This is a genomic window from Nannocystis punicea, assembly GCF_026965555.1.
Taxonomy (GTDB): domain Bacteria; phylum Myxococcota_A; class Polyangia; order Nannocystales; family Nannocystaceae; genus Nannocystis; species Nannocystis punicea.
Genome location: NZ_CP114040.1, coordinates 7,250,323 through 7,274,723 on the forward strand (window position 1 = coordinate 7,250,323; position 24,401 = coordinate 7,274,723).

A 24,401-nucleotide genomic window follows, 5' to 3' on the forward strand; every position below is an offset into this window, starting at 1 on the left:
CGTCGCACGACCTCGCGTCCGTCCTCGGCGCGGGCAGTGAGTGTCCCATGAGACACCCCATGGGCGCATCGCCGACACGGCGCGCTGTCTCTCGGCGAGCGAGCGAGAACCACTGTCGAATCGAGGGTCCACGCCGCGGCACATCGCTTGCTCAAGCGACGGTCGTGACACGCGTCATCAACTCTCGTCATCCCGTGGCTGCTTTCCCCTCCTTCGTTCGCACGCTCTGCGCCTCCGCGCTGGTCCTCGGCGGCCTCACCGCCCCGCGGCCGGCGCTCGCCGATCCGTCTTGCCCCGGTTCTCCCGAACCGCCGGGGGTCCAGTGGGCGCTCGGCGACTACGACGACGTGGGCCTCGACCCCGGCCTCGAGAGCTCGCTGGACTTCCACCTCACGGACATCGTCACCCAATTGCCAGGAGAGGACTATCCTTCGATCACCCAGGGTGCGGTGCTCATGGTCGGCCGTTTCGGCAAGATCGTCTATCACAAGGCGATCGGCCTGCGGGACGGCGACACCGCCGCTGGCGGCGATCCCACCGCCCAGATGCACACGGACACGATCTTCGACCTCGAGTCGATGACCAAGCCGTTCACCGCCGCCGTGATCCTCGAGATGCACGCGCAGGGCGTGCTCGACATCGACGACCACGTCATCGACTACCTGCCCGATCTCGAGTTCATCCCCGACCTCAACAACCCGCCCGACTGGATCAGCGACCCCAACAAGGCCTCCCTCTCGATCCGCGACATGCTGCGCTACATGAGCGGCTTGCCCATCGACGGCGCCACCTCGGTCTGGGGCACCCTGGAGCCGTATTTGCGCATGCAGGCCGAGGTCTCGGCCGGCCCGCCGGGGCAGACCGTGATGTACAGCGACCTGACCTACCGCCTCCTCGGCCACCTCGCCGAGGTCGCCTACGCCGACGTCAACGTCACACCCAGGACCTTCCGCCAGTTGGTCTCGCATTACCTCACCGGCCCGCTCGGCATGACGGACACCGACTTCGAGCCGCTGCTCACCATGCCGGCCGACATCGGCCGCGTCGCCGGCACCAGCACCTTCGCTCATTACGGCGACCCGAACAGCCCCTTCGTCCCCGGCGGCTATCGCCACGGCGAGGTCCAGGACGACCAGGACTGGTGGACCCAGCGTCACAACACGATGTTCCCTTACGACGCCCCGGCCGGCACCGGCTGCGACGGCCTGTTCTCGACCGCGGCCGACCTCGCAGTGTTCGCCCAATTGCTGCTCGACGACGGCAAGTCGTGGGACCCCGTGAATTGTGAGTCGATCCAGTTCCTCGCGCCGGAGACCGTCGAGGGCTTGACCACCATCCAGACCCTCGACTCGAACGGCGACCCGGTCACCACGGTGGACCCACCGACCTTCACGGACCACCTGATCAGCGCCAACAAGGCGTTCGGCTTCGAGCTGATGAGCGGCTCCATGTCGGTCGGCGGCAGCCTGCTGTCCGGCGTGTTCAAGACCGGCGGGGCCGGCACCTTCCTGCTCATCGACCCGGCCAAGGAGCTGTTCATCATCGTCCTCACCAACCATGGCCTGCCGACGCCGGCGAACTTCGCCCCCGAGTTCGACGGCATGCTCGAGGAGATCGGGCCGCACCGGATCGCCGACTCGGTCGCGTCCGCGATCATTCCCTGATCCATGGCGGGACCACGCCGCGCGGCGTGGTCCCCCATTCGGGCTCGATGGCTTCCGCCGCGAGCCGCCCGGTGAGCGTGAACGCGCGCGCGTTCCTGTCGGCCCGGATGGACCTCCGGATCGTGTTCGAGCCAGGCAGCGGCTCGGCGTGCTCCCGGGCACGCCGAGCTCGGTCGCTACGGCGGTCCGGGAGCCGGTGAGAGCGAGAACCAGGAGGGTCGGAGGTTGGCGGGCAGGGTGTCCCTGAACGTCGTTGTACTGAAGCATCGACGCACCACAGAAGCGCTTCCGTGTCGCGTAGTCGCCCACTCGTCTCGTGGCGTACTCTACTCCTCGGACGACTTCCCCATGCAGACGGAACGACCTCCTCACCGAACACCGACCGTCTTCATCGCTCGCTCGATGTGCCTGCTGGCGTTCGCCGGTGTCAGCGTCGCCGCCACCGAGGCCTGGGCGAAGCCCACGGGCCCGCGTGCTTTCTGCGAGACCTACGCCGACGCGCCCGAGTGCATGGGTCGCAGCATCACGTGCAACAAGTGCCACCTGTCGACCCAGCCGGTCGCCTGGAACTCTTTCGGCGGCGCGCTGTTCGGCGCGCTGAACGGCGCCGCGTTCGACGACAACATCGCCTCGGCGCTCGCGTCGATCGAGGACGACGACAGCGACGGTGACGGCCTGAGCAACCGCGAGGAGATCGAGCTCGGCACCGATCCAGGCGATCCGCTGTCGCAATGGATGCCGCGGCCGACGCCCGAGGGGGCCGACAATCCGAGCTACGCGATCGGCGAGTACGATCCGAGCTACGCCCACAAGCGAGTGCGCCTGCTGTTCTGCGGCGCCTCCCCCTCGTACCAGGAGGCCAAGGCGTTCGCCGAGCTCGACGGCGGGGCCCAGATCGAGGCGATCCACGACGCGCTCGCCGAGTGCCTCGAGTCCGACTTCTGGATCGACGAAGCGCTCATGTCGCTCGCGCACCCGAAGATCCGCCCGGTCAAGGCCCTCGGCGCCGAAACCGACGTCCTCATCAGCGGCTACAAGATCACGCTCGCCGACTACCAGTGGGACTACCGCCTCTGGCAGTACCTCCTCTCCGGCGACCGCGACGCCCGCGAGCTGCTCACCGCGCAATACCACATCGGCCTCGACGACGCCGGCAACTGGAGGAAGATCGACGGCATCATCTCCAACCCGCCGATGGGGTTCGGCGGCGGCCAGCTGCTCGCGCCGGAGTATCGCGCCGGCATGCTGACGACCCAGTGGAACCTGCTGCTCAACATCATGTTCGCGGCGGTCCCCCGCGTCGCGGCCGGGCACGCCTACCGCGAATACCTCGGGCTCGACCTGTCGCTGAGCCAGGGCGTGAGGCCGGTCGCCGGCGAGCCGCTCGACATCGACGCCAAGGGTGTCGACGCCGCCGCTTGCGCGCAGTGTCACTCGACGCTCGACCCGCTCTCCTACGCCTTCGCCTACTACGAGGGCATCGACCTCAAGCACCTGAACCGCACCGGCCAGTACCTCCCCGAGCGCCCGAGCGAGCGGATCCCGGGGTGGGACGCGGCGCAGCCGGAGTTCGTCGTGCTCGATCGGAAGGTCGACAGCCTCGTCGAGCTCGCCCGAGAGATGTCCCAGTCGCGCGAGTTCCAGCGCAACCTCGCCCACATGTTCTTCGTCTACGCCGTCGGGCACGAGCCCCTGCCGGACGAGCTCGACGAATTCGACGCGATCTGGACCGCGATGCCCGCCGACGGCTACTCGGCCAACCGCCTACTGCACCGCCTCGTCGACACCGACGCCTTCGGGATCCCGTGAAAGGAGCACGACGATGATCATGCGCACTCTCCTTCGTTCCCTCCTGCCGGCGCTGGCGCTCGCGAGCGGCTGTCGCGACGGCGGCGCCGGCGGCACCGAGGACACCGGATCCGACGAGGTCCAACGCGCCCAGCGCGGCGAGCTGCAATGGAAGCGCAACGCGGCGCTCCAGCGGGACCTCATGCGCGCGCTCGAGCTCCCCGAGGACGGCGTGTGCAACGAGCTCGGCCGGGGCTCCTGCACCCGCGAGATCCATCATATCTCGCTCGGCGGCGCGGACCCGCTGCGCATCGGCCTCTACGAGCCCTTGCCCGACACCCTGGTGTCGACGCCGATCGTGCTCGAACGCGTGGTCATGAGCGCTTGCGTGAACCGGGCGAACCTCGATCGCGGCGGCTCCCCGGTCGTCTTCACCGAGCTCGACCTCGGCGCGGAGGCGCCGGCCCCCGACGACGAGGCCTTCACGGCCACGATCACGGCGCTGTATCGCCGCCTGCTGTCGCGCGACCCGGAGCCCCAGGAGCTGACGACCCTCGGCGGGCTCGCCGTCGATGACGCGGGCAAGCCGGTCTCGGCCCACGACTTCGCGGTGCTGACCTGCTTCGCCATCGGGACCTCGAGCGAATTCTTGTTCTTCTGAGTGACGGGAGTAAGGGCCATGATCAACAAAATCGGGCGACGACAGATGCTCCTGGCGATGGCCGGAGCGATGGGTACGACGGCCCTCGGCTCGGCCCTCGGCCGGGCCACGGAGCGCGAGGGCAGCACCGCCGACAAGGACCGCAAGCTGCTGTTCGTCCTGTGCGCCACGGGCGGGGCGAGCATCGTCGACAGCTTCCTCCCCGTGACCCGCACCGAGGTCGACGACGACGCGCTGGCCGACACCCTCAACGTCTACGACGACGCCAAGATCATCACCCCGACCGGGAGCAACATCCGCTGTCCCGGCTACGTCGAGCCGGCCGGACTGCTCGGGGGCCTCTACGAGCTGGGCTTCTCCCTCGACGGCTTCCTCGCCAAGCACTACCGATGGATGACGGTGCTGACGCAGGAGTGTACCAGCGTCAATCACAACGTCGGGCAGTACCGATCGGTGAACGGCGCCGGGATCAACCGCGGTCGGACGCTCATGGAGGCGATGGCGCTCCGCCACGGCGAGGATCTGATCATCCCGAACTGCAACATGGCCAACGACGGCTACATCCAGCCGGGCGTGGATCCCACGCTCCCCGCGTTCGCGCAGGCGGAGATCATCGCCTCGCCGCTCGGCTTCGCGGCGGCGATGGACGGCGTCAAGGGCGTGCTCGGGGCCCCCGACCGCGCGCTGGTGGAGCGCGCGCGTGGCCTCCGCGAGGAGCTCGACGACGCGTCGATGTTCGGCAAGACGTTCGCCGACAGCCCCCGCCGGCAGCGCTTCCTCACCAACCGTCGCGAGGTGCAGCCGCGCCTCGAGGCCGCGCAGATGATGGATCGGCTGACCCTCCTGCCGCCCGAGCTCCTCGACCCCAAGTACGGCGTGATGTCGAGCCCGCTGCTGCCGACGTTGACCGGCAAGTTCTCCAACTTGCTGGTCGATCCCTGGGAGTCCCAGGCGGCGCTGTCCGTGCTCCTGGCCTACTACGGCCTGTCGTGCGTCAGCACGATCGGCCTGCGCCAGGAGCCGACCTTCGGCAACGAGAAGTTGATCACCACCCCGATCGCCTTCGACTTCTCGCACAACGACCACCGCATGGCGCAGTACTTGATGTGGGGCCACGTCCTCAAGGCGGTCGACGCGCTGGTCGACCTCCTCCAGCAGCTCGACTACCTCGGCGATCCTGCGCTCGGGAAGATGTGGGACAGATCCATGATCTACGTCGCCACCGACTTCGGCCGCGACAAGACGCGACCCGCCGGCGCGGAGTCGTGGGGCACCGGCCATTCGCTCAACAACGGCACCCTGATCGTCTCGCCGCTGCTCAAGGGCAACCGCGTGTTCGGCGGCATCGATCCCATGACCTGCGAGACCTACGGCTTCGACGGCAGCACGGGTGACTCCGCCCCGAGCCTCAAGTGCTCCGAAGGCCACATCTACTCGGCGATCGCCCAGGCGCTCGACATCGAATTCCCCGAGCGCATCGACATGTCCGCGCTGCTCGCCTGATCTGCAGGGATCAGGGCCCGCTGTGCTCATCGCAGCGGGCCGTCGCGGTCGCACGCCGGGTGGACGGGCGTCGGCCGCGACACCTCGCGCCGTCGAGCCGCACTATGATCATAGGACTCCGGCCGCACACGCGCGCCCCCGCGCATGAGCGGCGCTCATGGTGGCATGGCCAGGAAGCGTTCGGCGAGCGCCCCGGCGTGCGTGTCATGTCGCCACCGCCGCGCCGCCGGGGCCGCGCGAGGACATGCACGTGACGCATGACCTCGCCGCGGCCGGGCGCGCGCGGCCACGAAAGTGGGCTTGTCATGCGCGTTCTTGCCCGTCACTCCCGTCCGCTCCTGCTCCTCTCCGCCCTGTTCGCCGCCTCGCTGACGACCGCCTGCGGCGACGACGTCGGCGACCGATGCGACGACGACCGCCGATCCCACGACCACCCCATCGACCACGACCGCGGCGACGACCGACGAGCCGACCACGGGGACCACCGGCGCGCCCGCCGACGGTCCGAGCGTGGTCTTCGCGTTCGACCCGCTGCAATTCCAGCTGCCCGAAGGGGCTCGACGTCCGCGACGGCCCCACCGGCGAATTACGGCCGGCGCGGACCGAGCGACGGCTCTTCCCGCCGGTCTTGACCGAGAGGGCCGTACACCGGTGAAGACGAGGCGCACATCGCCCCCACGGACGCCCGCGGGCGCCGATGGCGGGATCGCAGAAGCGATTGGCGGGATCGCAGAAGTCATTGCTGCGAGAGGCCTGCTACATTCACTGCAACGGGGAATCATCACAGCGCTCACGCGAGCCCCGTGATCGACGTGAGCGAGAAGTGCTCGCATTCATGAAGACCATTCGTACTGCTCTTGCCCTGATGCTCTCGGCCGCGTGTTTCACCGGCTGCGATTCGAACGCCGACATCGACGTCGAGGCCCTGCAGGCCGACCTCGACGACGAGGACATCGACAGCCTCGTCGCGGCCGAGGAGGCCCAGAGCGACGACGAGGACGGCGAAAGCGCCCCCTCCTTCGAGACCGAGATGGACCTGGTCGACAACAGCAGCCCCGCGCTGGCGCAAACCTGCTCGCAGTGGACCCCCACGCCGGCCCTGTGCAGCAAGGCCGATATCCTCTGTCTGGATTACGACGAGACGCCGTACTGGTGCACGGTCCTGACGCAATGCCTCAAGTGCAATGTGGAGTGGGGCGGCCTCGGTTAGGTCGACAAGCAGGCCTGAAGCTCGCTCCGAGACGAGCGACAACCGCCTCGTGGCCGGGGCGACCCGGACACGGGGCGTCTTGCGCTTCGAGAACCAAGCTCGAGCGAGGCCTTCGGGGTCCGCGGATCGGGCTCACGACGGCCGCAGCTTTTGCCCGTCTTGCATGGCCGGCGAATGGCCGCAGGCGCGGCGTCATGCGCCGCGTCCGCCGGCGCGGCCTCCGAGGCTGCCGACGCCTTCCATCAAGCCGGCACCTGCTTCGATTGCGCCCGCGGGCGCCGCTCTCGGGCCCGCGCCGGGGGCTCCGCGCAGGCGCCTTCGCCACTCGCTCGGCGCCTCGCCCGTCTGCCGCCGGTACATCGTGCTGAAGTTGGCGAGCGAGCTTGCCCCCACCTCGAGGGCGATCGTCGTCAGCGTCAGCGCGGGATCCCGCAGCAGCGCCTGCGCCGCACGCACCTGCGCTGCGGCGTGCTCCGCCTGGAAGCTCGTCCCCTCGTCTCGAAGCCGGCGCTGCAGCGTCCGCGTGGACAGTCCGAGCCGCCGCGCCGCGCTCTCCAACGTCACCTCGGACAGCGGCGGGACGAGCACCCGCCGCAGGCGCTGCACGGTCGTCCGCTCGCCCATGGCCGAGGCCACGATCTCTTCGAGCTCCTCGACCAGGTTCGACCGATCGCTGCGGCCGAGCCAGGCGAGCGCCTCGCCGAGGGACTCGTGGACCGCGAGCGGGTGTGAGAGGCGGGCGATCTTGTCGAAGCCAGCCACGATCGCGCACGTCACGAGCTCGCGGTAGAGCGGCGCACGCGCTTGCAGATAGTCGACGAACGCCACGAACGCCAGGGGATCGACGCTGTGGAGACGGCGCAGATCGACGAGCGAGGCGTGCGGCATGGCCTCCGGACGCACCTCCACGTCGAGGAACTGGCAGAGCCGCCGGATCTCCGGCTCGTCGGGGCGACCCCAGATGGCCATGCCGTGAAATCGAGGATCGGCGCACCAGACCACGAACGAGGTCGAGACCACGTACGAGCCGGTCGGTGAGCTTCGATACTCGGCGAGTCCCGTCGCTTGTTTCAAGCAGGCTTCCTTCCCGACCGGAGTCATACCCCGGCCATCTGTGAGAGTTTTCCTGCACTGCAATGCGTTGTTGCAGCGCGAGAGTCCCTATACGAAGGGGGGGGTGACGGGAGCGTGACGGCTGCGGGACGCGGGCCAGGGAGGCCGAAGGTGGTCAGGAGCGAATGGACAGCACGGGTGCTGGGGCTGGCGCGGCTGGAGGGCCCCGACCAGCAGCGAGCGAGGTTGGAGCGGCGGGCGGCGACGCTGCTGGCCTATCTGGGGCTGGAAGGGCCCTCGCCCAAGGCGTCCCTGACCAGCCTGCTGTGGCCCGACTCGCCCCACGCCACCGCCCGCAACAACATGCGCCAGCTCCTGCGCCGGCTGCGTCTGGCATGCGGAGGCACCGAGGTGGTGGAAGCGGACGCCGAACGTCTGGCGCTCGGCCCCTCGCTGCGGCTGGACGTCGCGCTCCTGAAGTCCGCCGCCCTGGCCCGCGACCACGCCCGGGCGCTCGCGGCCCTGCACCCCGATGGCGCGGGTCCCCTGCTGTCCGGCTTCGACTTCGATGACTGCCCCGAGCTGGCGCGGTGGCTGGACGGAGCCCGGGCCGCCGTGGAGGGCTGGGTACGCGAGGCCCGCGAGGCGGAGATCGAGCGACACACGACCCTGGGTGACTGGACGGCCGCCCTCACCCTGGCCCAGGCCTGGGTGCAGCAGGAGCCCGAGTCCGAGCAGGCCGGTCGTCACCTCATCCGCCTGCACTACCTCCAGGGCGATCGCGGCGCCGCCCTCACCGCCTTCGAGCGGCTGCGCTCGATCCTCTCCCGCGAGCTGGACGTCACCCCGATGGCCGAGACGCTCGCCCTGGTGCGGCAGATCGAGAAGGGCACCCAGCTCCCCGGTCCTCTGGCCGCGTCCCGCCCGTCCCTGCCCCTGTGCGTGCTACGGCCCTCGGTGCTCGTGGGCCGCGAGGCCACCTGGCGGCAGCTCGAGGACGGCTGGAAGGCGGGCCAGCTGCTCTTCATCACCGGCGATCCCGGCAGCGGCAAGTCCCGCCTCGCCGAGGAATTCGCGGCCTCCAAGGGGCCCTGGATGCGCATCGAGGGCCGCCTGGGCGACCAGGAGGTCCCCTTCGCCGCGCAGGCACGCGCCTACCGCAGCCACATGAGACAGAGGCCCGGCTTGACGCTGCCCGACTGGGTGCGCGCCGAGGTCTCACGCATCATGCCCGAGCTCGGCGACCCACGCGGGCTCCCTCCCCTCGTCTCCGAGGTCGACGAGCTGCGCTTCCAGGACGCGCAGGTGGAGGCGATGCGGCTGATGAACCTCGGGATGAGCGCGGTCGTGGTGGACGACGTGCAGTTCTGGGACAAGGCCAGCGCCAGGACCTTCACCTATGCATTCATGCGCATGCTGGACTCCCACACCGCCGACAGCCGGATGCCCTGCTACATCGACTGCTACCGCCGGGGAGAGCTCCCTCCCTACTCGGAGGTCCTCGTGCGGCGGCTCGTGGACTCGGGGTTGGCGCGCGTCATCGACATCGGTCCCCTCTCCCCCGAGGAGGTGCGCCAGATGGTCGCCAGCCTGGAGCTGCCCGGCGCGGAGAACCACGCCGACGCCCTGGCCCGCTACACCGGGGGCAACCCGCTCTACATCATCGAGACCCTCAAGCACCTCATCGAGACCGGCTCCCTCCACAAGGACTGGCCGCAGCGCCTGCCTCCCCCCGGCCGCGTCGGTCCCCTCATCCAGCGCCGCCTGGAGCGGCTCTCCCCGCTGGCCCTCCAGACCGCCCAGCTCGCCGCCCTGGCGGGGCCGCAATTCCGGGCCGCGCTCGTGCCCGGGGCGCTCGAGGTGACCACCACCGCCCTCCAGAGCGCCTTCGCCGAGCTCGAGGCCGCGCAAGTCCTGATCGGCGAGCGCTTCAGCCATGACCTGGTGCTGGAGGCGGTGCTGGCCAGCATCCCTCCCGCCGCCGCCCGGGTCCTGCACGTCCGCCTCGCCCACGCGCTCGAGCGGGACGGCGCCCCGCCCATCCACCTCGCCCACCACTGGATGGAGGCGGGCGAGGTGGAGCGCACACTGCCGTATCTGCTCGCGTCGGCGCAGGCGGATGAGCAGATGCTGCCGCCGGAGCAGGCGGCCGACCACTACGCGCGGGCGGCCGCCCTCATGGAGGCGACGGGCCGGCACGAGGAGGCCGCACGAGCGCGAGCGTCCGAGGCCCGGTGCCGCGCCCGGCAGCGGTGAGCCGGTGGTGGCGTATGCGGGCGCCCAGGACGCCCCGTCGTGCACCGACAGCGACGCCGAGAGCTCTCGCTACGTCGATTCGTCCTCGTCGGCGGGGAGGGCCGGCCGCGTGGGGTCGCGGGCGGCAGCGACGGCGACGATCTCGCTGAACACCCGGCGGAGCACCTCCTCGCGCGCGAGGGCGACGCGCTTCCAGGTCGCGCGGCCCACCAGCCAGCCGAGGATCGCGCCCATCAGCGCGAGCGGGCCCATGAGCAGCAGGAGCAACGATTTGGCGAGCAGCACCTTGAGCGGGACGAGGCTCATGAAGCCGAGGAAGCCGCCCAGAAAGGCGCCGACGCCGACAGTAGCCCCGGCGTCGACCGGCATGCGCTCCTCGACGCGCAGCGTCGTGCGGCCTGCGACCGGCACCACCGTGAAGTGGATGCGTCGCCCGCCCTCGCGGGTCGACCAGATCTGCGCCCCGCCCTCGCGCTCGAGCTTGCCGGGCTCGCCGAGGTGGCGGCGCAGCGCCTCGAGCATCCGGGTCAGCGTCGCCTCGTCGATCGTCCCCTCGACGACCTCCTCGAACATCAGGTCGGTCTTGCCGCCGAGGTGCCAGACCGAGCGATTGCGCAGGTCCTGCACCGAGAGCTCCGACACCGCCCGCGCCACGAGGGCCTTCGAGAACCCGAGCTCGCCGACCACCTGCTCGATCTCCGCCCGTGTCATCGCGCGCGCGTCGGCCCGGTCGCCCTCACCCGCCTGCAGCTCCGCGACCCGCTTGAGGATCAGCCCGACCTCGCGGTCGTCGTAGCGGCGGTCGTCGGCCACGGCGCACCTTACCACGCCCCTGCGACCCGGTCAGAACCCGCGCACGAGACCGCCGCAGCGGCCGCGCGTGCTCTCGACCCTCGGCCCGATCGCCTGCCCGCTGGCCTCGCACGCCGCGCTCCATGGGCGCACAGGACGGCGCCGACGGGGCGCCCGACCGGATCCTGGCGTCCTGACCTCGCGGTGCTCTGCGCCGGTTCGGCGCAGAGCCGGCGAGCCATCGCGTCCGCGGGCCACGGCCATTCAGGGCACTTCTCGACCGTGGTCGGGGAACGCGCGGCGCTGTTACCAGGCCGGGGAGTGAGCGGACCCCTCCACTTTTCAATACAATCAAAACGGGATGCATCGCCGCGCCGCAGGACCGGTCGCCTGGGTCGGGCCGTCGCTGACTCTCGCCGTGCTCGCCCACGCTTGCGCGCCCGGGGATGCTTGCGACAGTCCTGCGATCTGCCTCGCGGGGGACCAGGTCCGGGTCTGGGCCGGGTTCGTGCCCGACGTCCTGGTCGTCGAAGATCTCGACCGCGACGGCGCGCGCGACTTCATCGGCGCGAGCACCTCCGGCACTCTGACGGTCGTCTGGAGCGGCGCCGACGGCGTGGCGACCGATTACTCGACCTGGTCGATCGGCCAGGAAGCGACGGGGCTCGCGGTCGCCGACTTCGACGGAGACGGCCACCTCGATCTCGCCGCTGCGGTGCCGAGAGCCGACGCGGTCGCGGTGCTGCGAGGACGCGGAGCTCGCCGGTTCGCGGCGCCCGAGCACGCGCCCGTGGGCGTCAATCCGCGCGCGCTGCTGGCCGTCGACCTCGACGCCACCGCGCCGCCCGAGCTCGTGGTCGCCAACACCGGCGACGGCACCGTCACCGTCCTGCGCGGGCTCGTCGCCGCCCCGCCGGTCGTCGTCGGGCCCGAGCCGCGCGCGCTCGCGGCCGGCGATCTCGACGGCGACGGCGACGTCGACCTCGCGGCCGCGCTGGCCGACGCCGACGCGGTCCAGGTGTTGCTCGGCGACGGCGACGGCGGGCTGCGATCCGGCGAGCGCCACGCCGTCGGCCTCGCGCCGCACGCCCTCGTCGGCGCCGACTTCGACGCTGACGGCCGGCTCGACCTCGCCACCGCCGACGCGCTCGACGACACCGTCACGGTCCTGTGGGGCGACGGGCGCGGCGGGGTGCGCGAGCGGTCGACGTGGCCGACCGGCCCGCTGCCGCGCGTGCTGGCGCTGTTCGTCGGCCCCGGCGGGCTGCACGAGCTCGCGGTCCTGTCCGAGAGTACTTCTTCCGTGGAGCTGCTCGAGCCGCGCAAAGGATTGCGAGCGAGCGGCGCCCCCACGGTCTCGCCGCTCGCGCTCGCCGCCGATGGCGACGGCGCCCTGTATTACGCCGGCAGCGGGGCCGTCGGGGCGCTCCTGCACGACCAGGCGCTGACGCTGAAGCGGCTCGACCGGACGCCCGAGCTGTCGCGCTTCTGGGCCCTCGACCTCGAGGGCGACGGCCTCGACGAGATCGTCGCCATGCCGACCGGCGACGATTACGACCGGCTCGAGCTGTGGCGCGCGAAAAACCCGGACGACGGGTGGACGGGCCCGATCCCGACGGGGCTCGGATGGAACTTGCAGCACGTGGTCGCCGGCGATCTGGACGGCGACGGGCTCGGCGACCTCGTCGCCCACGAAAATGGCGAGTTGGCGGTCAGCATCCAGCAAGCCGACGAGACGTGGCCTGCCGCCGCGACTCACACCGAGCTCGGGCTCCACGACCTCGCGCTGGCCGACCTCGAAGGCGACGGGCGCGACGAGCTCCTGGCCGTCGCCGGCGATCGCCTGCTCGTGCTCGCGGGCGACAGCGAGGGCGCGCTCGAGCTGCGCGAGGAAGTGCCGCTCGATCCGCCGCGGTGGATGATTCGCGCCGTCGATCGCGGCGACGAGGCCGCCGGCCTGGTCCTGTCCGGCGACTCGTCCCTGCTGGTGTTCGAGCGCTTCGACCAACCTCCGCGCGAGGTCGAGGTCGGCGGCTCCGTCCGCGCCGTCCGCGTCGCCGAGCTCGACGCAGACGAGGGCCTCGACGCGATCGTCTGCGCCGCCGACCGCCTCGTCCTGGTCCCGGACGTGTTCGCGTCGACTCCCGGAGCGCCGCAGCTGCTCGACAAGACCGACTGCTGGGGCGTGGAGACGCTCGACATCGACGGCGACGACGCGCTCGACGTGCTGCTCGTCCAGTTCGCCGGCGACGGCCGGCGGATGGTCCCCTGGCTGCGGGAGGGCACGACCTGGTCGCCCCGCGGCGGCCAGCAGCGGACGGTCGACGAGGGCGAGCCCACGGTCCTCCGGCGTGCGGAGGGGAACTCTCTCCTCGCGTTGGCCCAGCACAACTTGCTCCGGTACGAGGTCGGCCTCGGCGAGGGGCTGAGCGATTCGCCGGTGGTGGCGCTCGACGCCGAGCCGGCGCTCGTGTTCGGGGACGTGGACGGCGACGGCGCGACCGACCTGCTCGCCGTCGGCGAGCAGCTGGCGATCGCGATGGCGGACGGTCGCGGCGGCCTCGGTCCGTTCGCGCGGCGCACGTTCGACTTCGAGGACGACCCGGACGTCTCCGAGATCCCGCGACGGGTCTGGCTCGCCGATTTCGACGACGACGGCGTCGACGAGTGGATCGTGGTGCGACGATTCGACGAGCACAGCGAGCTCCGCCTCGGGCGGCTGCGCGACGATCGCGTCGTCTCGGAATTGCTGGCGACGCTGCCGCAAGACCGCGTCGGCACGTACCCGGCCGACTTCGACGGCGACGGGGCGCTCGACCTGCTGGCGCTGTACTCGGACGAGGTCGTCCTGTTCTCGGGCCGCGGCGACGGCCGCTTCGCGGCGCCACGCAGCTCGACCGTCGAAGACAGCGCGTCGACCTCCGGGGTCTTCGACATGGACCGCGACGGCGCGCTCGACCTCCTCTCGCCCACCTTCGACGGCGTGCGCGTGAACCCCGGCCGGGGCGACGGCAGCTTCGACGCCGCGCGCGTGTGGACCGCGGTCGTGGCCATACAGCACGTGGCCGGCGACTTCGATCGCGACGGCCACCCCGACCTCGTCCTGCTCGACCTCGACAATGCCCTGCTCTTCGTGCCCGGCGACGGTCACGGGTACGGCGGCGCGCCGCGCCGGCTCGGCGAGAGCTTCACGGCGATCGCCGCCGGCGACCTCGATCACGACGCTCGTCCCGAGCTGCTGGCGGCCGAGAACCGCACGGGCGGCGCCAGCCTGCACGTCGGGCAGTCGATCGGCCAGGACCTGCGCCTCGTGCGGCACCCCTTGACGGCCGGGGCGACCGCGATCCAGGCCGTCGACCTCGGCGGCGACGCGCGCGGCGTGGCCGTGATCGACACCCTCGGCGCCGCGATCGTGAGGTTGGAACGATGAGGCGCGCGCTGCTGCTCGGGCTCCTGGCGGCGGCGTGCCGCGATCTCCCCGACGTCACGGCCGCAGGCGAACACGTCCTGATCGCGGCCGATCCCGAGCTCGAGATGTGCGGCGGGTCGATGGCCCACCTCGACGAGTTCATCGCCCGCCTGTGCGCGGAGTTCGGCATCGAGCCGCCGACCGGCGACGACCGGCCGCTCGGTTACTGGCTGCGAATCGAGGACTTCAAGGCGCGCACCCGTTGCGCGGAGGGGTCGGCCTGCATGCGCAACGGCACCTTCTACGCCTGGTGGATGCCGGCCACGCACGAGGTCGTGCACGCGGTCCTCTTCCCGTACGGGCGGACCTTGCCGCTGCTGGCCGAGGGGGTGGCCGTCGCCTATCAGGGCCTCGGTGCCGAGGTCGGCGAGGGCAACGTCAGCCTCGACCTCGACATCGCGCCGCTGATCGCTATCCGGCGCAGCCACGATCTCCTCCACACGAAAGACGGCTACATCCGCGCCGGCAACTACGTCGCGTTCCTCGTCGAGCGCTACGGGGCCGCCGCGGTGCTCCAGCTGATGACGCTCGTCGATCCGATGGCCGACGAAGCCGAGCTCGACCACGCGTTCCGCGTCGCCCTCGGGGTCTCGCTCGAGCAGACGATCGAGGGCTACCGCAGCCAACCGCGCTATTGCTCGCAGCTGTCGTACGACGCCAAGCTGATCGAGTGCGCCGCGCCCGAACTGACCTGGCAGGGCGGCCGGATCGCCGAGTACCGCGCGCTCGCCTGCGAGCAGGAGGACGTCGTCGGCCCCCTCGAAGGCGGCGCCGCCGCGGTGTTCCGGACCCTGCAGATCGACGAGGCGGGCTGGTACATCCTCGAGTTCTTCGGCGACGCGCCCTCGAACCGGCTCTCCTTGCGCCCGTGCGGCGGCTGCGACCACGAGGACGACATCGCGCTGCACGCCGGAGAGCCCGCTCGCAGAGAATGGCTCCCCGCCGGGGTCTACTCGGTGCGCTTGCTCGGTCCGACGAGCGCACGCACGAGCGTCGGCGTGCGCATCACACCAGACCCGTCCCAATAGCATCCATGTCCGATTGGACATGTCCTCGAGGACACTCACCATCGATCGGCGGGCGACCTGCCTTGTAGTCGCCCGTGCGTCGTTGCGCGTGAGTGATCGTGGCTCGGCCGGCGAGCTGGCGCGGCCGAGGTCTTCCACACGCGGCGGCTCCCGGCCTCTGCCATCGGCTGCGCCGAGCGCCGCGCGCGGATCGGCTCTACGCGCCGCTCTTCACGTACTGGAATTCCGGCACGCCGCCCGCGGCCCAGACCCCGACGATCTTCCTGGGGAGACTCCACATGCTCCCCAGATTCAGCGCATCGTCGCCCGCAAAGCCCTGCTCCAGAGCCGCGAGCAAGCTCGTGAAGCCGGTATTCAGCCGCTGCTGCGCGGCAGCGAGCCCGTCGCTGCCCGTCTGCGGGTAGATCTTCAGCGGCTCGCCGAACTTCAGCATCGCCTGGACCATGCGGAAGCGAGCGAAGTGGCTGAAGCGGTCCTCGAGATCCTTGAGGTCCTCCGGGCGCAGGTCCTGGTCGATGAACGGCCCCCTGCTGCCCTCGCCCTGGCCGATGATCGCCTGGATCATCTGGTCGGCGGTCTTCCGCGCCGACGCGCTGTCACCGGCGATCGTCGCGCTGAAGCCCGTGTAGTCGGCGCCCGGATACGCGGGGTCGGCGAACTCGCTCTTCTGCCGGTGGTCTGCCGCGGGGTCGTAGAGTCGGTCCCACAGCGCGTCGATCCCCTGCTCGATGGCCTTGTAGAACTGCCCGATCGAATCGTAGACCTGCTGCGGCCCGTTCGCCGGCCGATCGCTCTTCGGCTCGGGCGTCTCGATCGCGGCCAGCAGCCTCATCTGGGCGTCGTTCACCGGCCCGAGCTGCACGGGCACCGTCCCCGCGATCCACGGCGGGAACCCGTCGAAGCGCGGCGCCCACTCGCCCGTGAACTTCGGCGAGTACCCCTTGGCGGCGAACAGCGCGTTGAAGAGGTTCGAGGCCAGCTCGAGGTGCAGCATCTCCTGCATCGCGATCGAGTAGATGTTGTTGAACGCGAGCTGCTCGGGGCTGCGGTTGTTCGGGTTGCGCACCGACTCCAGCCCGGGGGGATTCATCGCGTCCGACCCCGGCACCTGCAGCGAGTAGGCCGCCGTCAGGTACAGCGGAATGGTCCACATCTCGAGGTACACGGCCTTCTGAAGGTGATCGGCGAGGGCTTCGGGCGTCCAATCCTGACTCTGCATACCCAGTCTCCACCGCTCGGCAATCGAGCGTCGAAGCCACGGATCTATCACGCTCGATCGCCGCGACCAAGCGCGATGATCGAGCATCTTTTTAAAGGATGCAATGCAATGCGCAGTCGGGCGCCCGCCCACCGCCCGCCCGGCGCCCGCTCCGCGACATCGAACATTCGACGCCAATCACACGACATTCTCTTAAAATGATATTCAATATCAACATGTATCATAAGACAGCTCGCGCATCGCCCGCGTCGCCGCCGCGCGGTAGCGAACCCGGGCCGCGCCGCGCTCACCCGTCGCGCCGGCGCGTCGGCCATTCGTCGTACAGCTCGTCGCGGGGCCCGCACTGCCGATCCTCGCGGCTCTGTTCGTGTTCGGCGCGAGTGCCCTCGCGGACGACCGGAAGCCCACCGGCACCGGGACCGCGGCGGCGAGCGGTCGTCGCAACCCGATCGTCGGTCGCTAGCGGGTCGCCAAGGTCGCCGACTTCTGGATCGCGGCCGGTGCCGCCCGAGGTGGCGCGCCCGATCGCGTCGCAGCACTGCGAGCCGGAGCTGTGCGTGCTCGCCGACGCGATGATGGTGTGACCTCAGGTCTCGACGCGGACGGTGAGCACGCCGACGTGCACGCCTGGGGCGCGACGGGCCAGGGTCAGCACGACCTTGCTGGCGCCGTCGTCGGTGCACAGCTGCACGCCGACGACGGGGCCGAGTGCGGCGAGCCGGTCGAGGGCGCGCGCGAGCGCCTGCTGGTCGTCCTCGACGATGTAGTCGCCGATCCGCAGCAGCTCGCCCTCGTTGAGGCGGGTGATCAGCGCGAGCGCGGGCCGGTCGCCCTCGCCGGCGCCGGCGCGCACGACCTCGAGTCTGGGGTTGTCCCAGCCGCTGACCTTCGCCCGCGCGTCGCGGGCGACGCCGAGCGCGGCGAAGAACTCGTCCCCGGTCGGATCGGGGCCGAGCAGCGCGCACGGGTAGTAGTCGCAGTCGACGTCGCTCGAGTGGACGACGCCCGCGAGCTCGCCGGCGACGGCGCACGCGGCCGCGAGGTCGCCGTCGTCGGCGGCGTCGACGAGCTCGGCGTAATCGGCGAGCGAGGCGAAGGTGTCCGGGAAGAACGCGGAGAGCTGGGTGCGGTGATCGGGGTGCAGGGAGAGGCGGGGGCGGCTCATCGGCGTCGGGCAACAACACCGGGCGGAGCGCGGCGCCAGCAGGTCCGGCGCGCGGCGCGTGGTACACGGTGTGCCGGGCTCCCCGAAGCCGCGGCGCGGACCGGATGTTCGAGCGGCTCGCCAGTCGTCCGGCGGCAATGACTTCATCGCCGCGTGATCGGCCGCGTGGTACCCGGCACGGAGCCCCGCCGCGGCACGTTCGTCCCGATCAGGAAGAACACCGCGAGCCGCGTGGCGTCGGCGCGTCGTGGCCCACGAGGCTCACCGAGCATCGCCGAAGCAGATATTCGTGGCCCCACCAGGTCGGAGCACGGGGTGTCCTCGAGCGAGTCGTGAGAATCCCGGCAGCTCAGCCCGTTCACGCAGGCGATCGGGCTCGCCGACGAATCGACGCAATCGTCGGTCGGGTCTTCGAAGACCGCGGCGCACCCGGCGACGCCCCCCGGAACGTCGAGATCCTCGGTCGCCGCGGATTGCAAGGACAGGACAACTCACAGTCTCACTCACTTCGCCGGTGAGCCCACGATCCGCCCGGACAGTCGCGTCGTGTTCGCCCCGGCTCGTCCTCACTCCGACGCACTACTTGAAGATCGACAGGGGCACCGCGTCGGCCATCGCCTGGTGACCGGCGTCGTTGGGATGCAGGTGATCGCCGCTGTCGAACGCGGCGAGGACCCTCGTGGGGTGCTCCGGGTCGCGCACGGCGGCCTCGAAATCGACCACGCCGTCGTATGCGTCGTTGTCGCGGATCCACGTGTTGACGGCCTGGCGAATCTCTTCGCCTTCGATCGTGTAATAAGGCGGAAAGGCGTCCTCGAACGGCATGATCGTGCCGACGAAGGCCTTGACCCCTTTCGCCCGCGCCTCGTCGGCGAGCGACTCGAGCCCGTCGATGAGCTCGTCCGCCGTCACTTTCTCGGAAGGCCCCGAGAATCCCGGCATTCCGATGTCGTTGATGCCGATCAGGACAATGGCGTGGGTGACTCCCGGCGTACCCAGGACATCACGCTCGAAGCGCGACAGCCCGCTCGGCCCGAGAGAGTCTCGCAGCAGCCTGTTGCCGCCGAGGCCGTGGTTCACGACCGCGACGGACCGGGTCTCCGGGTCCTCCTGCAAGCGCACGAACAGCCGATCGGGGTAGCTCTTGCGCGCGTCGACGGTCGAATTGGACCCGTCCGTGATCGAGTCGCCGAAGGTGACGACGACCCTGTCGGTCGCCGCCGACTCGACGTCGACGCCGGCGAGCCAGAAGCCGGACGAGAGCGAGCTCGGCCCCGTCAGGCTCTGGCTCGCCGCCTGGTTGCCCTTGGCGACGGCGTGCGTCGTGAACGAAAATGGGTGCCACGTGGCGAGCTCCGACGGCTCCGAGGCGTAGATGCTGACGATCAGGCGGTCGCCCGGGCTCACCTCGAGGTCCACGCCGTCGCTCAGGGCCTCTGCGGCCGCCGGGATCGTCGCGTCCAGCTTGCCGGCGAAGTGGACCGGGCGCTCGCTCTCCGGCGCCGTGACCTGGGGCTCGAGCTCCTTGGCCACCCGGACCTCGGCGAGCACGAGCGGCCGACTGCCGAAGAGGTTCGAGATCCGGAGCCGGACCCGATCGCCCGAGGCGGTGACGGTGATCGTCTGGCGCAGCGTCTCGTCGCTGAAACTGCGCGACTTCACCCCCTCGAGCACCTCCCCCGGCTCCATCATGCTCGTCCCCCAGGCGGCGACCCAGCGCGCGTCCGACCCGTCGCCCTCGTCGTCACCACCGTCGCAGCCGGCAGCGGCGAGCGTCAGAGCGAGCGCACCGATCGTCGCCCGGCGGTTGAATCGAGGCCCCATCGTTCCATACGTCATGAATTTCGCCATTGTCCGTGCTCCTGGTCGAGGAAGTGCCCTGGTTCCACCGACTCGTCGAACGACGGAGGGCCGGATCGACACGGCGAGCGGCGGATGGTCATTTTTCTCGGAAGCAGCGAGCGCAGCAGCGAATGGGCCGTCCGGGCGGGCAGACTCATCGGTCGTCCGCCGCCGCGTGGTCGCCGCGCAGGTGCGACCGATCCGGACCTCCGAGCCGAGCCGAGCCGAGCAGTTCGCAGCGGGCCCGACGGCAAGAGCACCCGGAAGGGCTCACCGACCGTGGAGGAGCCCAGGGCCGTGGCGAAGGACCCGGCGAGCAGCGCCTTCGCTCCCGGCCTACGTCTTCTTCGGTGCGGCCTTCTTCGACGCGGCCTTCTTCGACGCGGCCTTCTTCGACGCGGCCTTCTTCGACGCGGCCTTCTTCGACGCCGCCTTCTTCGACGCGGCCTTCTTCGGTGCGGGAGCCTGCGCCGCGTCCCTCTCGCGCATGCGGCGGCCGACGTCCGCCCAGAGGTCGAAGGGTGGCTTCACGGCGGCCGGCTTCTGGGCGGCCAGCCACTTGCGGAGCTGATCGGCGTCGGCGCTGGGCTGGGTGAGCTCGCAGAGCGTGGTGAGCGGTTTGATGAGCCGGCTCGGATCGCCGGCGGCCTGGATCGACAGCGCGAGATCGCGTAGCACCGCCTCGTGCTCGTCGAGCTCGCTGAAAGAGCGCTTCGAGTGGAGCACCGGACCCGCCGTGCTCTGCGACGAGCGCTCCGCGAGGAACAAGGCGTCGAGACCGGCCAGGGCCGACGTGATGTCACCACGACCAAGGCGCGCCGCGAGGCTCAGGCGCTCGGCGCGACGAGGGAAGGCGGGGTTGCGTTCGAACGGTCGCGCCTCCTCGGCCGTCACTTCCGCCTCGGCCCACAGGCCCTCCTCGAGGCAGCGCGCCGCGTGCACGAGGAGGGCGCGGTGCAGCAGCGCCGGATCGCCGTGTGCGCGCAGGTCGATCAGCAAGGCTCGCCCGTGCTCGACGACCTCCCAGACCGGCCGTCGCTCGATCGCGTCGAGGCGGGCAGAGAGGACCGCCGGGTCGTCGGCGGGCAACGAGATGAGGAGGCCGTTCCGGACCCAGGTCGTGAGGTGCTGCGCGGACCGCAGGCCCGAGTAGACGTACTCGGAGCGCATGCTGCTAGCGACATAGGCTGCTCGCTCCGACCACGCCGCCAGGTCGTCGCTCACCGCCACGAGCTCCTCGCAGAACGACGCGGGCGCCGCATCGCCGAGGACGCTCTTGGCGAGCCCCTCGAGCAGCGGCTCCCAGGCGGCCACCTCACCGTCCCACAGATCGTGCACCCGATCGAAGTCCGGGCTCAGCAGCTCCGGGTCGAAGAGATCCGCGCTGGCCACGTCGTGTTCCTTGACCAGCTGGCGGATCGTCTCGTCGACGAAGAACCCGTACACGAGATCCTGGTAGCTCGGCGACACGATCACACCCACCGCGCCCGACCGCATGCCCGCCACGATCGCGTCCCGCCCGGTGTTGTCGTTTTCGCCGTTGTCGACGAAGCGCGCCGCACCGGCACCATCGCCACCGAGCGCGGTCACGAACGCGCGCGCTTCTGCCTCTCGGGAGAGCGATGCGCCGCGGAAGTAGAGCACCACCGGACCGGCGCGCATCCGGTCAGGGAGGGAGCGAGGTGGGTGGCGATGCGGATCCGGCTTGATCATCTCGATGGCTCCGGCAGCGAGGGAGCATGATAACCGGGCCCGGTTGGAGCGACGAAGAGGTTTGAAGTGAGAATCTGGGCGCGAGGGTGAGGAGGAGTGGCCAGATGATCTGCGGAGAGCCCACGGGCTCGCTGCATAGCGAGGCGATACGTCTCGACTGGCTCCGCCTCGCCCGGGATTGCGCGTCGGCGCCGACGTGTGCGACGGCCGTGCAAGCCGCGAGGACGAAGTGCATCGATGGAGAACGTCGCGGTGCGAACACGGGGCGAGCATCCGCGAATCGCTGCGTCGTCGCGCTCCCGCCTCACGGACTTTGGTCGATCACGGGAATGGCCGACGCCGAGATCGCGCTCCCGCCGTCGGACACGTGACACCTTGTCCTCTGGAAGAGAAACCTGTCTCTCAGGCCAGACAAGCGGGCCGAAAAGTCGGTGCCTGGCGGTCGACGCAACCAGATCGTGCTGGCGACGCAAGGCGTTGCGTCTCCCGCGCCGGTGCCGTGCTCAGCGGTTGGTCATGCGCTGCAGGTGCTCCGGATAGCGGGCCCCCTGCACCGTCAGCTTCGCGGCGGCGCCGTCGATCTCGCGGAGATCGTCGGAGGTCAGCGTGACGTGGGCAGCACCGACGTTCTCCTCGAGGCGCGTCAGCTTGGTCGTCCCCGGGATCGGCACGATCCACGGCTTCTGCGCGAGCAGCCACGCGAGCGCGATCTGTGCCGGGCTCGCCCGCTTGCGCGCCGCGACCTCGCCGAGCAGGTCGACGAACGCCTGGTTCGCCTTGCGGGACTCCGGGGTGAAGCGCGGCAGGATGTTGCGGAAGTCGCTGCGGTCGAAGCTGGTGGTCTCGTCCATCTTGCCCGTCAAGAATCCCTTGCCCAGCGGGCTGAACGGCACGAAGCCGATGCCGAGCTCCTCGCACGTCGGCAGCACCTCCGCCTCCGGGTCCCGGGTCCACAGCGAGTATTCGCTCTGGACGGCCGCGACCGGCTGGACCGCGTGCGCCCGGCGGATAGTCCGTGCGCCCGCCTCCGAGAGGCCGAAGTGCTTGACCTTGCCCTGCTGGATCAGCTCCTTCACCGCGCCGGCGACGTCCTCGATCGGCACCTCCGGATCGACGCGGTGCTGGTAGAACAGGTCGATCGCGTCGACCTTGAGCCGCCGGAGCGAGGCCTCGGCGACCTCCTTGATGTGCTCGGGCCGGCTGTCGAGGAGGCTCCACCGCGCCTCCCCCTCGGCGGCGGGCCTGAACCCGAACTTGGTGGCGATCACCACCCGGCCGTGGAACGGCGCAAGCGCCTCGCCCACCAGCTCCTCGTTGACGAATGGACCGTAGACCTCGGCGGTGTCGAAGAAGGTGACGCCGAGCTCGACGGCCCGGCGCATCAGCCCGATCATCTCTCGCCTGTCCGCGGCCGGCCCGTAGCCGAAGCTCATGCCCATGCAGCCGAGCCCGATGGCCGACACCGCGAGGTCGCTGTTCCCGAGTCTTCGCGTCTGCATCTCGTACTCCTTCGCCAGGAAGCTCCCCGTCCTCGTGGGCCTGTCGGCGCGCGTTCGCCAGCGGGCGTGAGCACCGGCCGGTGCGCCCAACCCTTGCCGGAGCGCGAAGAATTATGCGCCCGGTGGTCGCCGCCGACCAGACCCCGCGCGGCTTACGGGCCGTCAAGCCATGCTTGACAGTCGGCCGGGGCTGCGAGCGGCCGGGCAGTGCGGGTCGTCCGCCGGGATGGCCGAGCGGGCAGCACAAGGCTGACCAGCAAACTCATGCCGAGAGCCCCCGAGAAGTTTCTCCGGCGGACGCCCATGGGCGTGCCGTGCGAGGCGTCGACACGCTTTGCATCGCGCACCCTGGTGCCGGTCACTCGACGGGGTCGAACGTCTCGACCGCGCCGACGACGTCGCGGTCGAATCGCACCTTCTCGTCGAACCATTCCAGCGTGTCCGTCAACACCGGTACGACGTGGGGGCCGAACTCGTGATCGACGTAGTGCGTCCCGAGCGTGAACTTCTGGTCCTCGGAGACCAGCGTATGGCAGCCCTCCCAGACGAACGCGTGGATCGTGCGCTGGGCGGCGAGCCGGTTCAGATGACCGTTGGCCTTCGAGCGGGTGCCGAACGCGTCCGCGAGCGCCGCGACGGTGACCGGGAGCATCGCCGTCACGCCCAGCTCGATCATCTCGTTCACGTGGCCGCGCAACATTCCGCCGGACACGATCTCGTCGACGTAGAGGAGGTGGTCGAAGCCCATCGGGCCGATGCACCAGTCGCGCAGCCGGCGGAGCTCGAGGATGTTGGCGTAGCGACCGCTGGCCCGACCGCAGCCCTTTCCGCGGATCTCGAGCGCGTCCGGGTACATCACGAAGCTCGACGTCACCGCGTGGTACTCGACCAGCCGCCCGGCGGGGATCTCGCGGAGGTACCGCTTCACGGCGCGCCAGATCGGCAGCGCCCCGCGGAGGGGCAGATAGACCAGACAGCGTCGGCTGCCCGCGATCGCGGTCTCGACCGCACGCGCGAGCTTCTCGGCGGCGGCGCGGTAGCTCTCGTGAATGGCGAGGTCGTAGGTGTAATGTCGCTCGTGCGGATGCGACCGCTTGTGGAGGTGGGGCCCCGCGAGCGGGATCCGGACGCCGGTCGGTTTCAGCACCGAGGTGATGATCCTGTCGCCGACTGCCTCGATCCTGGCCCTCCACTCGTCCTGGGAGCCGACCTCGAAGCAGTGGTCGAACTGGACGTGGTCGCGCCGGTCCCCCGGCTCCTGCGTGCGGATGTAGAGCTTCATGTCGACCCCTGCGCGGGAGAGTTCCAGGTCCGTTCGTTCACAGTTCGTGTCACCGCATCGCTCAGGGGCGAAGACGCCCGCCCTTGCAAGCCATCACCGCGGCTACGCACAGCACGATCGCCAAGGTCCCAGGGAGCGGCACGCCGATGACCCTACCTACCACATTCGCGGTCGCGGCTCCCGCCCGAAACCTCACTCGGCGCTCTGCCCATCGCCACTTCGTCCCCATGTCCGCCGGCTTCGAATGCGCGAACGAA

The 24,401-nt window shown here is 70.4% G+C and carries 17 protein-coding genes; 8 read left to right on the forward strand and 9 right to left on the reverse strand.

Features of this window, described 5'->3' with window-relative positions:
* Window positions 1-194: 194 nt before the first annotated feature.
* From O0S08_RS27900 to O0S08_RS27915, 4 genes are all read left to right on the forward strand, one after another.
* Complete coding sequence (locus O0S08_RS27900) at window positions 195-1,664, forward strand: serine hydrolase domain-containing protein (RefSeq protein ID WP_269032369.1); 1,470 nt, start codon at window positions 195-197, stop codon at window positions 1,662-1,664.
* 348 nt (window positions 1,665-2,012) lie between these two features.
* A complete protein-coding gene (locus tag O0S08_RS27905) occupies window positions 2,013-3,473 on the forward strand; it encodes a DUF1585 domain-containing protein (RefSeq protein ID WP_269032370.1) in 1,461 nt (486 codons plus the stop codon).
* A 13-nt stretch (window positions 3,474-3,486) separates the two neighbouring features.
* Window positions 3,487-4,113 (forward strand): hypothetical protein, encoded by a 627-nt coding sequence (locus tag O0S08_RS27910; RefSeq protein WP_269032371.1) that lies wholly within the window; start codon window positions 3,487-3,489, stop codon window positions 4,111-4,113.
* An 18-nt stretch (window positions 4,114-4,131) separates the two neighbouring features.
* The gene (locus tag O0S08_RS27915) at window positions 4,132-5,616 is read left to right on the forward strand and encodes a DUF1501 domain-containing protein (RefSeq protein WP_269032372.1); all 1,485 of its coding nucleotides are present in this window, start codon (window positions 4,132-4,134) and stop codon (window positions 5,614-5,616) included.
* Window positions 5,617-5,771: 155 nt separating this feature from the next.
* Here O0S08_RS27915 and O0S08_RS27920 read toward each other — a convergent pair whose 3' ends face one another.
* The gene (locus O0S08_RS27920; protein ID WP_269032373.1) at window positions 5,772-6,092 is read right to left on the reverse strand and encodes a hypothetical protein; all 321 of its coding nucleotides are present in this window, start codon (window positions 6,090-6,092) and stop codon (window positions 5,772-5,774) included.
* 359 nt (window positions 6,093-6,451) lie between these two features.
* Between O0S08_RS27920 and O0S08_RS27925 the strand changes: the two genes are divergently transcribed.
* Window positions 6,452-6,826 carry a hypothetical protein gene (locus O0S08_RS27925; RefSeq protein ID WP_269032374.1) on the forward strand — a complete coding sequence of 125 codons (375 nt, stop codon included), beginning with the start codon at window positions 6,452-6,454 and terminating at the stop codon, window positions 6,824-6,826.
* 192 nt (window positions 6,827-7,018) lie between these two features.
* Here O0S08_RS27925 and O0S08_RS27930 read toward each other — a convergent pair whose 3' ends face one another.
* Window positions 7,019-7,900, reverse strand: a complete 882-nt coding sequence (locus O0S08_RS27930; protein ID WP_269032375.1) for an AraC family transcriptional regulator — start codon at window positions 7,898-7,900, stop codon at window positions 7,019-7,021.
* Window positions 7,901-8,050: 150 nt separating this feature from the next.
* Here O0S08_RS27930 and O0S08_RS27935 point away from each other — a divergent pair, with 150 nt between their 5' ends.
* A complete protein-coding gene (locus O0S08_RS27935) occupies window positions 8,051-10,135 on the forward strand; it encodes an ATP-binding protein (protein ID WP_269032376.1) in 2,085 nt (694 codons plus the stop codon).
* A 69-nt stretch (window positions 10,136-10,204) separates the two neighbouring features.
* Here the strand turns inward: O0S08_RS27935 and O0S08_RS27940 are convergent, their stop codons facing one another.
* Window positions 10,205-10,948, reverse strand: a complete 744-nt coding sequence (locus tag O0S08_RS27940) for a hypothetical protein (protein WP_269032377.1) — start codon at window positions 10,946-10,948, stop codon at window positions 10,205-10,207.
* A 340-nt stretch (window positions 10,949-11,288) separates the two neighbouring features.
* Between O0S08_RS27940 and O0S08_RS27945 the strand changes: the two genes are divergently transcribed.
* Entirely contained in the window at window positions 11,289-14,357 is a 3,069-nt protein-coding gene (locus O0S08_RS27945) for an FG-GAP repeat domain-containing protein (protein WP_269032378.1), read from the forward strand.
* On the forward strand, window positions 14,354-15,424 hold the full coding sequence (locus O0S08_RS27950; RefSeq protein WP_269032379.1) for a hypothetical protein: 1,071 nt from the start codon (window positions 14,354-14,356) through the stop codon (window positions 15,422-15,424). The genes O0S08_RS27945 and O0S08_RS27950 overlap by 4 nt, the downstream gene beginning before the upstream one ends.
* Before the next feature lie 196 nt (window positions 15,425-15,620).
* Here the strand turns inward: O0S08_RS27950 and O0S08_RS27955 are convergent, their stop codons facing one another.
* From O0S08_RS27955 to O0S08_RS27980, 6 genes are all read right to left on the reverse strand, one after another.
* Window positions 15,621-16,643, reverse strand: a complete 1,023-nt coding sequence (locus tag O0S08_RS27955) for a ferritin-like domain-containing protein (RefSeq protein ID WP_269032380.1) — start codon at window positions 16,641-16,643, stop codon at window positions 15,621-15,623.
* Between the two features lie 586 nt (window positions 16,644-17,229).
* Window positions 17,230-17,808 (reverse strand): hypothetical protein, encoded by a 579-nt coding sequence (locus O0S08_RS27960; protein ID WP_269032381.1) that lies wholly within the window; start codon window positions 17,806-17,808, stop codon window positions 17,230-17,232.
* Window positions 17,809-18,387: 579 nt separating this feature from the next.
* A complete protein-coding gene (locus O0S08_RS27965) occupies window positions 18,388-19,647 on the reverse strand; it encodes an SGNH/GDSL hydrolase family protein (protein WP_269032382.1) in 1,260 nt (419 codons plus the stop codon).
* A 339-nt stretch (window positions 19,648-19,986) separates the two neighbouring features.
* Window positions 19,987-21,363, reverse strand: a complete 1,377-nt coding sequence (locus tag O0S08_RS27970) for a hypothetical protein (RefSeq protein WP_269032383.1) — start codon at window positions 21,361-21,363, stop codon at window positions 19,987-19,989.
* A gap of 503 nt (window positions 21,364-21,866) precedes the next feature.
* The gene (locus tag O0S08_RS27975) at window positions 21,867-22,862 is read right to left on the reverse strand and encodes an aldo/keto reductase (RefSeq protein ID WP_269032384.1); all 996 of its coding nucleotides are present in this window, start codon (window positions 22,860-22,862) and stop codon (window positions 21,867-21,869) included.
* A gap of 358 nt (window positions 22,863-23,220) precedes the next feature.
* Window positions 23,221-24,144 carry a hypothetical protein gene (locus O0S08_RS27980; protein WP_269032385.1) on the reverse strand — a complete coding sequence of 308 codons (924 nt, stop codon included), beginning with the start codon at window positions 24,142-24,144 and terminating at the stop codon, window positions 23,221-23,223.
* Window positions 24,145-24,401: the final 257 nt, after the last annotated feature.

Excerpts from the sequence above, each read along its gene's own strand:
- O0S08_RS27925 (WP_269032374.1), top strand. The coding sequence starts at position 6,452 with ATGAAGACCATTCGTACTGCTCTTGCCCTGATGCTCTCGGCCGCGTGT.
- O0S08_RS27910 (WP_269032371.1), top strand. The coding sequence starts at position 3,487 with ATGATCATGCGCACTCTCCTTCGTTCCCTCCTGCCGGCGCTGGCGCTC.
- O0S08_RS27970 (WP_269032383.1), bottom strand. The coding sequence starts at position 21,363 with ATGATCAAGCCGGATCCGCATCGCCACCCACCTCGCTCCCTCCCTGAC.
- O0S08_RS27915 (WP_269032372.1), top strand. The coding sequence starts at position 4,132 with ATGATCAACAAAATCGGGCGACGACAGATGCTCCTGGCGATGGCCGGA.
- O0S08_RS27960 (WP_269032381.1), bottom strand. The coding sequence starts at position 17,808 with ATGAGCCGCCCCCGCCTCTCCCTGCACCCCGATCACCGCACCCAGCTC.
- O0S08_RS27950 (WP_269032379.1), top strand. The coding sequence starts at position 14,354 with ATGAGGCGCGCGCTGCTGCTCGGGCTCCTGGCGGCGGCGTGCCGCGAT.
- O0S08_RS27945 (WP_269032378.1), top strand. The coding sequence starts at position 11,289 with ATGCATCGCCGCGCCGCAGGACCGGTCGCCTGGGTCGGGCCGTCGCTG.
- O0S08_RS27955 (WP_269032380.1), bottom strand. The coding sequence starts at position 16,643 with ATGCAGAGTCAGGATTGGACGCCCGAAGCCCTCGCCGATCACCTTCAG.
- O0S08_RS27905 (WP_269032370.1), top strand. The coding sequence starts at position 2,013 with ATGCAGACGGAACGACCTCCTCACCGAACACCGACCGTCTTCATCGCT.
- O0S08_RS27980 (WP_269032385.1), bottom strand. The coding sequence starts at position 24,144 with ATGAAGCTCTACATCCGCACGCAGGAGCCGGGGGACCGGCGCGACCAC.
- O0S08_RS27965 (WP_269032382.1), bottom strand. The coding sequence starts at position 19,647 with ATGACGTATGGAACGATGGGGCCTCGATTCAACCGCCGGGCGACGATC.
- O0S08_RS27975 (WP_269032384.1), bottom strand. The coding sequence starts at position 22,862 with ATGCAGACGCGAAGACTCGGGAACAGCGACCTCGCGGTGTCGGCCATC.